At 64.2% G+C, this 9708-nt stretch carries 9 protein-coding genes; 6 read left to right on the top strand and 3 right to left on the bottom strand.

What is annotated here, in order from left to right; translation table 11 throughout:
* Nucleotides 1–4: 4 nt before the first annotated feature.
* On the bottom strand, nt 5–484 hold the full coding sequence (locus AB0P23_RS03345) for a DUF4188 domain-containing protein (protein ID WP_032370831.1): 480 nt from the start codon (nt 482–484) through the stop codon (nt 5–7).
* An 80-nt stretch (nt 485–564) separates the two neighbouring features.
* Here AB0P23_RS03345 and AB0P23_RS03340 point away from each other — a divergent pair, with 80 nt between their 5' ends.
* A complete protein-coding gene (locus tag AB0P23_RS03340; protein WP_032370832.1) occupies nt 565–1158 on the top strand; it encodes a TetR/AcrR family transcriptional regulator in 594 nt (197 codons plus the stop codon).
* Here the strand turns inward: AB0P23_RS03340 and AB0P23_RS03335 are convergent.
* Together AB0P23_RS03335 and AB0P23_RS03330 are read right to left on the bottom strand one after the other, a co-directional pair.
* Nucleotides 1152–2072, bottom strand: coding sequence for a YdcF family protein (locus AB0P23_RS03335; RefSeq protein WP_363796798.1), 921 nt, complete (start codon nt 2070–2072; stop codon nt 1152–1154). The genes AB0P23_RS03340 and AB0P23_RS03335 overlap by 7 nt on opposite strands.
* 127 nt (nt 2073–2199) lie before the next feature.
* On the bottom strand, nt 2200–2454 hold the full coding sequence (locus AB0P23_RS03330) for a hypothetical protein (protein WP_032370974.1): 255 nt from the start codon (nt 2452–2454) through the stop codon (nt 2200–2202).
* A gap of 107 nt (nt 2455–2561) precedes the next feature.
* Here AB0P23_RS03330 and AB0P23_RS03325 point away from each other — a divergent pair, with 107 nt between their 5' ends.
* The 5 genes from AB0P23_RS03325 to AB0P23_RS03305 are packed head-to-tail and all read left to right on the top strand — an operon-like array spanning nt 2562 to nt 9688.
* Nucleotides 2562–3077, top strand: coding sequence for a DinB family protein (locus AB0P23_RS03325; RefSeq protein WP_032366611.1), 516 nt, complete (start codon nt 2562–2564; stop codon nt 3075–3077).
* Nucleotides 3078–3126: 49 nt separating this feature from the next.
* Entirely contained in the window at nt 3127–4653 is a 1527-nt protein-coding gene (locus tag AB0P23_RS03320; RefSeq protein WP_051365132.1) for an aldehyde dehydrogenase family protein, read from the top strand.
* A 24-nt stretch (nt 4654–4677) separates the two neighbouring features.
* The gene (locus tag AB0P23_RS03315; protein WP_363796795.1) at nt 4678–6189 is read left to right on the top strand and encodes an amino acid permease; all 1512 of its coding nucleotides are present in this window, start codon (nt 4678–4680) and stop codon (nt 6187–6189) included.
* Nucleotides 6190–6201: 12 nt separating this feature from the next.
* Entirely contained in the window at nt 6202–7749 is a 1548-nt protein-coding gene (locus AB0P23_RS03310; RefSeq protein ID WP_027496792.1) for a GMC family oxidoreductase N-terminal domain-containing protein, read from the top strand.
* Nucleotides 7739–9688, top strand: coding sequence for a putative nucleotidyltransferase substrate binding domain-containing protein (locus AB0P23_RS03305; protein ID WP_363796793.1), 1950 nt, complete (start codon nt 7739–7741; stop codon nt 9686–9688). The genes AB0P23_RS03310 and AB0P23_RS03305 overlap by 11 nt, the downstream gene beginning before the upstream one ends.
* Nucleotides 9689–9708 lie beyond the last annotated feature (20 nt).

Here is a 9708-nt window from a genome sequence, read left to right as displayed (position 1 = left end):
GGGCCTACTTCGCGGACTTCATTCGCTGCTTCCACGTGTGCGAGCCGGTGCCGACGGGGATCCCACCGATAGCTCCCGCGAGGCCGAATGTCGGCATGTTGACGTAGATCGCTTCACTGTCCTGGGCTGTCGCGGTATAGGTTTCGTGCCATACGCCGACATGGCCGGTCGCAGCGACCGATCGGTTGAAGGCACGCCAGGCGGGGGCATGTGGTGCGTCGGGATCGGAGGCGAATCGCGTCAGGTCTTCCGCGTTGCGCCAGTAACTGACGAGCATGGTGGTGCGGCCCAACCACGAGTGGTAGCCGAGCAGTCCGGAGGTGGGATCCTGCTCGAGGTGGCTGAGCATCCGCGGCATCGCGCGCGCGGCGGGAAGCCAGGAGCGAACGGCAAGGGGATTGTTGATGCGCATTCCGATGAGGAAGACCGTGACGGTGTCGCGGTCGGATTCGACCGTGGTGCGGCCGTCGATGATGGATTGCATGTCGTGTTCCCGTCTGTTCGTTTCGGGCCGAGCACATGGCGTGACACTGTTATAAAACACTGTTGTGATAGATTTCGCAAGTGGCGAGACCCAGAATTCACGATGCCGAACTGCGCACCCGGCTACTCGAAGCCGCAGCGGAAACCGTTGCGCGCCATGGCGTCGACTCGTTGTCGTTGCGTAAACTCGCGGCCGCGCAGGGCACCTCGACCACGGCCATCTACTCGCTGTTCGGCGGTCGAGCGGAGCTGCTGGTGGCTCTGTTCGGCGCGTCGTTCTCGAGTTTCGGTGACGCGCAACGCAGCGTCCCTGTCACCGGGGAATCCGAGGTCGACCTGCGCGAACTGGCATATGCGTACCGCCGCTGGGCCATGGCCAACCCACACCTCTACGCAGTGATGTTCGGCGGAGTGCTCGGTTCGGTCGACGTATCCGATCAGGCACACCTCGCGGCCGCCGCGATGGATCCGCTTCGGGCGGCGGTGGCGAGCGCCGTCGAGGCAGGCACGATGAGCGGCGCGTCGGTGGACGTGATCAGCCACTCGTTCTGGGCGATCGTGCACGGTCTGGTGTCGCTCGAGTTGTCGATACCCGGGATGGCGGACGACGAGGACCGTCGGGTGATGTTCGACGCCGGGGCGGCGTCTGTGCTGCGCGGGTGGATGCGTCAGTAGGTGCGCGGTATCCCGATGATCTTGGTGGCGTCGACGGTCATACCCAACCGTGCTGTCGGAGCGAGCGCGGGCAGGGCCGGAAGATCGTCGGGGGTGGATGTGGCGGCACCGATCACGTCGGCACCAGCGATCTCGAAGTCGGAGATCGCTCGCCGAAGATGGCTGGGAGTTGTTGCGAGCACCAGATTCACAGCACCGATCTCAGCGGCCAGTGAGGTGGCGCGCTGCGCATTCTGCACCGTCGAATTCGCAGTGGACTCGACGTGAATGCGGTCGGCCGCAATCTCGTTGTCGATCAGCCACTTCTTCATCGCTTCGGCTTCGGTGACGCCGCGCTGCGGATTTCCACCGGTGACGATGATGGGTGATTCGGGGGAACGCTCGGCGACCGCGGCAGCGGATTTCAGTCGCTGCACCAATTCCGGTGCCATACTGCCGTCGTCGTTCAGGCCCAGGCCGAGCACCACGATTGCCGTCCTCACGCCATCGGTCGCAGGCGCGAAGTCGATCGTCTCCGTCGCCGCCTCGTCGATGACTTCGATAGCCCGATCCACCGCATCGGCAAGCGGGGGAGACAGGGCGCGCAGGCGGGCCGAGTGCTGCGCACGTGCGTCGGCATCATCGGTTGCGTTGGCGTAGAACGTCTGCAGTGCTGCCACATTGGCATCGTTCGGTGCGGCGGTGGCAACCGCGTCCAGTGCGGCGAAACCGGCCTCGTAGCGACCCTTGACCAGAGCATTCTGCGCATCGTTGTACTGCTGCGCGTCGGCCGAACGTACTGCGTCGGCAATCGTTGGGGTCGAGATCGGCGCAGCGGGCTCGGCCGTCGCCGAACTGGATCCCATGGCGAGCCCGAACACGGCGACACAGGAGACCACGGCAACGCGAATCGACGGTTGTCGGTCGGATCGCATTGTCGGCTGCCCTCCTGAACGATGACGGGTTTTCGTCACCCTAGCTCAGTTCGGTGCCAGTGTGGCTGGTGTGATCCGAGTTGCTCGAGTTACAGGAATGTACTTCGGTGTCGGCTGAACTCGATCGTCACATCGTGACCGGAGCGCGTCCGCGGTCGGCTGGTTCGATGGTCACCTCGGCGTCGGGAAGAAAAACGCGCTCGGTCGTGGTGGTTCCGTCGACGCCATCGGTGACCGTCACCGCCACGTTCTCGGCAACCTGTCCAGCGCTCTCGATGAACCCGGTCGCGACACCCTCCTCGATGAGGAGATGATCACCCACCAACAGAAGAAGCTCATCCGCCGTCACCGTTCGCCTGCCGCCCACATCTTCGATTGTCATGAATCCCACCGTAGTGCGAATTGTCCGAATGGGTTGTCGCTGGGGCTTCGCACTCTGTTTCGGGCGGGTCGTTCGGCAGGAGCCACTTCGTGCTCGACAATCGCAGTATGAGCTTCACCGCGCCCACGCCCGATCCCGTCGACGGTCCGCTCGTCGGTGACGACAGACCCATTCTCGAAGGAATGCTGCGTTGGCATCGAGCCACGTTGTCGAACATCTGTGCCGGTGCCGATGCCGAACAGCTTGCGCAACGCCCCTTCTCGCACTCGACGCTCTCCCTCCTCGGCCTCGTCCGGCACCTCGCGAAGGTCGAACGCATCTGGTTTCGAGAGCGACTGGCGTCGATGTCGTTCGATCCGATGTACGACGCTGCGTTGGGTAAGGATTCCGACTTCCTGGGCGCGACGGCATCGAGTGCAGAGTCGGACTTCGCGCGATTCGCTGCCGAGTGCGAGGCCTCGGACGTGGTCGCTGCCCAATACTCGTTCGAGGATCCGGTCGACTGTCGCGGCGGGCCGATGTCATTGAGGATGGTCTACGTGCACATGATCAGTGAATATGCGCGGCACAACGGGCACGCGGACATCATCCGCGAACAGATCGATGGAGTCACCGGCCGCTGAGGCATACCGTAGACACACCAACAGGCCCCCACACGGAAGAAGGTGTCGAGTGACCGACTCCGATGCAGGATTCGACCCGAGCTCACTGCGGCCGTCGTTGTTCATCGACGGGCAATGGCAGGAAGCCGGTGACGGCGGGACCCGCGACATCGTCGATCCGTCCAACGGCAGCGTCGTGGCCGTCGTCGACGAGGCGACACCCGACGATGCCCTGGCTGCCGTTGCCGCGGCTCGGGCTGCGTTCGACGACGGCCCGTGGCGCTCGGTGACGGTGGGTGAGCGCAGTGATCTGCTCAATCGCATCGCGGACTTGCTCCAACGAGACAAGGCGAAGTTGGCGCACATCGAGACCCTCGATACCGGAAAGACGTTCGGCGAGAGTGAGATCGATATCGACGACGTCACCTCGGTGTTCCGCTTCTACGCCGATCTCGCTGTGGTGCAGGCAGATCGACTGATCGACGTCGACCGTCCGGAAATTCTGAGCCGAGTGGTGCACGAGCCCATCGGTGTCTGCGTGATGATCGCGCCTTGGAACTACCCGCTGTTGCAGATCTCGTGGAAAATCGCCCCCGCCTTGGCTGCTGGGTGCACCATGGTGCTCAAACCCAGCGAGGTGACGCCACTGAGCACCATCGCGTTCACCAAGCTCGTGGAAGAAGCGGGAGTGCCTGCCGGTGTGGTCAACCTGCTGCAGGGCAGCGGCGCGACGCTCGGAGATGCGCTCACCAGGAACCGCGACGTCGACTTCATCTCCTTCACCGGCGGACTCGCCACTGGCAGGCACATTCTTGCCGCGGCCGCGGAGAACGTCACGAAGGTGGCGGTGGAACTCGGGGGCAAAAATCCACATATCGTCTTCGCCGACGCGGTGGCCGACGAGCAGTCGTTCGCCGATTCGGTCGACAACGTGCTGACCGGAGTGTTTCTGCATTCCGGTCAGGTGTGTTCGGCCGGTACCCGACTGATCATCGAGGAATCAGTGGCCGACCGGTTCGTGGCCGCCGTGGCAGAGCGTGCGAAGACCATCGTGATGGGGCCGGGTATGGACCCGGCCAGCGAGACCGGACCTCTGGTGTCGCAGGCGCAGCGCGAGAAGATCGAAGGCTTCGTGGCGACGGGTATCGAGGAGGGGGCCACCTTGGTCATAGGAGGTACCAAGCCGGACGATCCGTCCTTGAGCAAAGGTAGCTATTTCCTGCCCACCATCTTCGATCACTGCGATCGGTCGATGAATATCGTGCAAGACGAGACGTTCGGGCCCATACTCACTGTGGAGCGATTCGACACCGAGGCCGAGGCGCTTCTACTGGGTAACGATACGAATTACGGTCTCGCCGCGGGTGTTCGGACATCCGACGCCGCGCGAGGCGAAAGAATGGTGCGTGGGCTTCGTCATGGAACGGTGTGGCTCAACGACTTCGGTGTCTACACGGCGGCCGCGGAATGGGGCGGCTTCAAGCAGTCCGGAAACGGCCGCGAACTCGGACCGTCCGGTATGTCCGAATATCAAGAAGCGAAGCATATTTGGCACAACACCTCACCTACAGCGGCGGGGTGGTTCGGTACCCGATAGAGCACGATGGGAAAGGCCACAGGCATGGCAATACTGAACGACAATTCGAGCGGAATGGACGATTTCGGCTACAAGGAATCGCTCGACCGCAGTCTCGGCAAATTCGCCAGCTTCGCCGCAGGCGTCAGCTACATCTCGATTCTCACCGGTACCTTCCAACTGTTCTACTTCGGTTTCGGCACCGCCGGACCGGCATACCTGTGGTCGTGGCCTGCGGTCTTCGTCGGTCAGCTCTGCGTGGCACTGTGCTTCATGGAGTTGGCCGCGAAGTATCCGGTGGCGGGATCGGTGTACAACTGGGCGAAGCTGTTGGGCCGCAGGATCGTCGGTTGGTCGGCGGGCTGGTTGATGCTCACGGCATCGATCGTGACACTGGCCGCCGTTGCCCTCGCTCTGCAGCTGAATCTGCCACGCATCTGGAGCGGATTTCAGATCATTGGTGACGGCTCGGGAGCCACCGACTTCGCGGCCAATGCAGTGCTGCTCGGTGCGATTCTGATCGCCATCACCACCACGATCAACGCGCTGGGCGTTCGACTGATGGCGATGATCAACAGTGCGGGTGTGTTCATCGAACTCATCGCGGCCGTGCTCATCGCGATCTTGCTCGCGGCCAACATCACTCGAGGACCCGAGGTGTTCTTCTCCACCAACGGCTACGGTGCCGGTGAGAGCGGCGGCTACCTCGGTGCTTTCCTGGTGGCGTCGCTGGCGTCGGGATACGTCATGTACGGATTCGACACCGCGAGCTCGCTCGGGGAGGAAACCGTCGAACCTCGGCGCACCGCCCCCAAAGCGATCTTTCGCGCCATCCTCGCGTCGTTCGTCATCGGTGGAGCCATCCTGGTGTTCGCCGTCATGGCCGCGCCGGACCTGAACGATCCTTCCCTCGGCAGCCCCGACGGCAGCCTGCAATCCATCGTCGAATCGGTGATGTGGGGCCCGCTCGGCACCGTCTTCCTCATCTGCATCGTCATTGCGGTCTTCGTCTGCTCACTGGCAGTACACACCGCGGCGATCCGGCTCACGTTCGCCATGGCGCGAGACAACGCGTTGCCCTTCGGTGAGAGTCTGGCCAAGGTCAATCCCAAGACCCAGACCCCGGTGGTGCCCGCGGTGACCATCGGCGTGCTGGCCATCGTGATCCTCGTCGTCAACATCGGTCAGCCGCAGATCTTCACGGTCCTCACCTCGATCGCGATCATCATGATCTATCTCGCGTATCTGATGGTCACCGGACCGCTGTTGGTCAAGCGCATCAAAGGCGAGTGGCCGCAGGAGGATCTCAAACCCGGCGGATACTTCACGATGGGCAAGTTCGGCCTGCCGGTCAACATTGCGGCGGTGGTGTGGGGTGCCGGGATGGCGCTCAACCTCGCCTGGCCGCGCGAGGCCGTGTACGGAACCCCCTGGTACAACACGTTCGGTGCGTTCGTCTACATCGGCGGCATCCTGGGCGTAGGCCTGCTGTGGTACGCACTCAAGGGGCGCAAGCACATCGGCACTCTGAAATCACATGCCTCCACGGGCAACTAGAAGGAGCGTGCAGTGACAGACACCCAGTTCGATTACGTCGTCGCAGGAGGTGGCACGGCGGGGTGCGTCCTGGCCGCGCGGCTGAGCGAAGATCCTTCTGTGAGCGTCTGCCTCGTCGAGGCAGGTCCCACCGACATCGGCGACAAAGCGATCCTGGAACTCGTCGAGTGGATGCATCTGCTCGACTCCGGCTACGACTGGGACTACCCCGTCGAGCCGCAGGAACGTGGCAACAGCTTCATGCGGCATGCGCGTGCGAAAGTGCTCGGCGGTTGCTCTTCGCACAACTCCTGCATCGCTTTTCATCCGCCGGCCGAAACTCTCGACGATTGGGCCGCGGCCGGCGCGACGGGCTGGGGCGCGTCGGACATCCTTCCTTTCGTTGCGCGCGTGGAGAACAACGACACCGGCCGCGGTCACGACGGACCCGTGCGGATACGCGACGTGCCGCCGCACGATCCCTGCGGTGCGGCAGTGCTCGAATCGGCCGCCGGAATAGGCCTTCCGACAGTCGCATTCAATCGCGGGACGCCGGTACTCAACGGCGCGGGTTGGTTTCAGATCAATGCGGGTGAGGACGGGTCGCGTATGTCGACGTCCCATGCCTACCTGCATCCGATCATCGGCTCGCGGCCGAACCTGGAGGTGCGCACCGACTGCTGGATCAGCGAGATCCTGATCGACGAGTCGCTGACTGCGACGGGTGTGCGGTACCAACGCCCTGACCTGACCGGTTACGACACCGTGTCCGCGCGACGCGAAGTGATCGTCACCGCCGGTGCCATCGACACTCCGAAGTTGTTGATGCTCTCCGGAATCGGACCGGCGGCACAGCTGCAGGAGATGGGAATCACCGTTCGGGTCGACTCGCCCGGCGTGGGTGAGAACCTCGACGACCACGTCGAGGGACTGGTGTTCTGGGAGGCGAGCAAGCCGATGGTCACCACGTCCTCGCAGTGGTGGGAGATCGGGGTGTTCGCACAGACCGACACGTCGCTGAACTACCCGGACATCATGATGCATTACGGCAGCGTGCCGTTCGACATGAACACCCTCCGGTGGGGTTATCCGACCACCGACAACGGGTTCTGTTTGACGCCCAACGTCACTCAGGGTCGTTCTAGGGGAACTGTTCGGTTGCGCAGCAGAGACTTCCGCGATCGCGCCAAGGTGGATCCGCGCTATTTCACCGATCCCGACGGCCATGACGACGCGGTGATGCTTGCCGGGCTGAAGCTGGCGCGCGCTATCGCCGCAGACGGTCCACTCGCGGGTTGGATCGAACGCGAACTCGCCCCCGGGCCCGATGCCGTCACCGACGATGATCTGCTCGACTACGTGCACAAGACCCACAACACGGTCTATCACCCGGCAGGCACGGCGCGGATGGGATCGGTGGACGATACCATGGCCGTGCTCGATCCCGAGTTGCGCGTCAAGGGCATCTCGAACCTACGCGTGGTCGACGCGTCGGCGATGCCGAAGCTGCCGTATGTCAATCCCAACATCACGGTCATGACCATGGCGGAAAAGTGCGCCGACCTGATCCGTGGCGGATAGATCGGAGCTTGCCGACTTCCTCGGCGCGCACCCACCGTTCCTAGGCGCGTCACCTGCGGTACTGACCGACATCGCCGGAGCAGCCGTCGAACTCGACTATGTCAGTGGCGCATGGGTTGTGGGCCCGACGTCGAAGCTCGATGTGGCCGACACCGTGTGGGTGGTGCGTACCGGTCGAGTGGTGATCGTGCACTCCGACGACACCTCGCCCGCCGCCGTACCGATCGACACCATCGGTCCGGGCGGGGTCTTCGGTTTCTCGGCGTTGCTTGTCGGCGGGACGGTCGAATTCTGTGCGCGCGCAACCGAGCCGAGTACCGTTCTTCGGTTGCCCGGAGAGCTGATTCGACCGCTGTTCGCAACGCCGACCGGGCTGGCGTTTCTGGCCGACGCCGTCACCTCGGCCAGCACGCATCGCGGTGGGGCGGCCGAGGGTAGTGCCGGCCGCGCCGTCGGCGAACTGCTCTCGGCCCCAACGGTGTTCGTCTCCGTCGGCACCTCCGTCCGAGACGCAGTTCGGCACATGACCGAGCAGGGCAGCTCGTACGTCCTGGTTCCGCTGCGAGGTTCGCGCTACGGAATATTCACCGACCGTGACCTCAGGGTGCGGGTGGTCGCCGCGGGAATCGGCGTCGACACCCCGGTCGAGCACGTCATGACGTCGCCCACAGAGACGGTCACCGCGGACCGGTTGGCCGGCACCGTCCTGATGGACATGCTCGAGCTGGGACTGCGGCACATGCCCGTCGTGTCCAGCCGAGGCGAGGTACTCGGCGTCGTCGAGGACTCCGATCTGCATGCCGCGTCCACGCGTCGCAGCTTCGTGGTTCGTCGCGCGGTGACCTCGGCAACGACATCGGCCGAACTCGCCGACGCAGGAAGGCTCGTTCCGGGATTGGTGGCGGACCTGTTCCGGGGTGGGACCGACGCCCTGGCCGTCAGCGCGATTCTGTCCGTCGTGGTCGACAGCCTCGTTCGCCGAGCCGTGGAGATCGAATGGGCGGCGCGGCCCGAAGTACCGCGACACAACTTCGCCTGGATCACCCTGGGCAGCGTCGCCCGTCGGGAGGCGATGCCCTCCTCGGACGTCGACAGCGCTCTGACTTGGTCGGATACCACCGCCGACCCCTACGTGCGTGGACGATCGAACTCGGTGCCGAGAACTCGCGACGAAGTGCTGATGGGCCTGGCCGCTCGGGTACACGCGAGCCTCGACGGTGCCGGGTTGCCGTCCGACACCAACGGTGCGGTTGCGAGTTCGCCGAGATTCGCACGCTCGGCCGGACAGTGGGAAAGTGCCGCGGCCCACTGGCTCAGCAACCCCTTCGGCGATCGTGGCAAAGCAGGAACCCCTGGTCGTTCCGCAGGCTCCACTCCGGCTGGGGACTCCGGCCTCATCATGTCCTCGCTGATGATCGACGGCAGGGTGGTGTGGGGCCCGAGGGAGTTGAACACGGTTCCCGAGGCCTATCGCCGACTGCTGGTCGACAACCCCGATGCACTGCGACTGCAACTCAGAGATGCCCTCGCCGGACGGGCCCGGCTGCGTTCGCTGCGAGACGTGCTGGCGCGGCGCGGCGGTACGTTCGACCTCAAGGCCCATGCACTGACTCCCATCGTCAATCTCGCTCGGTGGGGTGGACTGTCGGTCGGAATGGCCTCGGCCTCGACACCGGCGCGTCTGGCGGCCGCGTCGGGCAACGGGATGCTCTCCGAACGGGACGTCACCACGTTGACCGAGGTGTTCGCGTTGCTTCAACGGCTGCGGCTGTCACACCAGATCGATCAGATGACGGCAGGCCATCGGCCCGGCGATGTGCTGATCATGGCCGATCTCTCACCGCTCGAGCGCAGTCTGCTCACCGACGGCATCCGAGAGATCGCCGCGGTGCAACGCCGAGTCGGGTACCTCGCCGCCAATGTCGGCGTGCATCGCTGACCGGGAAGCACCAGACTGTG

Origin of the sequence: Rhodococcus sp. NPDC077669, from assembly GCF_040686915.1 — a bacterium.
Classification (GTDB): Bacteria; Actinomycetota; Actinomycetes; order Mycobacteriales; family Mycobacteriaceae; genus Rhodococcoides; species Rhodococcoides fascians.
The sequence above is the reverse complement of the archived record's forward strand: the minus strand, read 5'-3'. Positions and strand labels throughout refer to the sequence as shown.

What these genes read in the sequence shown, in the direction of transcription:
- AB0P23_RS03315 (WP_363796795.1), top strand. Translation starts at nt 4,678, where the DNA reads ATGGCAATACTGAACGACAATTCGAGCGGAATGGACGATTTCGGCTAC.
- AB0P23_RS03335 (WP_363796798.1), bottom strand. Translation starts at nt 2,072, where the DNA reads ATGCGATCCGACCGACAACCGTCGATTCGCGTTGCCGTGGTCTCCTGT.
- AB0P23_RS03325 (WP_032366611.1), top strand. Translation starts at nt 2,562, where the DNA reads ATGAGCTTCACCGCGCCCACGCCCGATCCCGTCGACGGTCCGCTCGTC.
- AB0P23_RS03345 (WP_032370831.1), bottom strand. Translation starts at nt 484, where the DNA reads ATGCAATCCATCATCGACGGCCGCACCACGGTCGAATCCGACCGCGAC.
- AB0P23_RS03330 (WP_032370974.1), bottom strand. Translation starts at nt 2,454, where the DNA reads ATGACAATCGAAGATGTGGGCGGCAGGCGAACGGTGACGGCGGATGAG.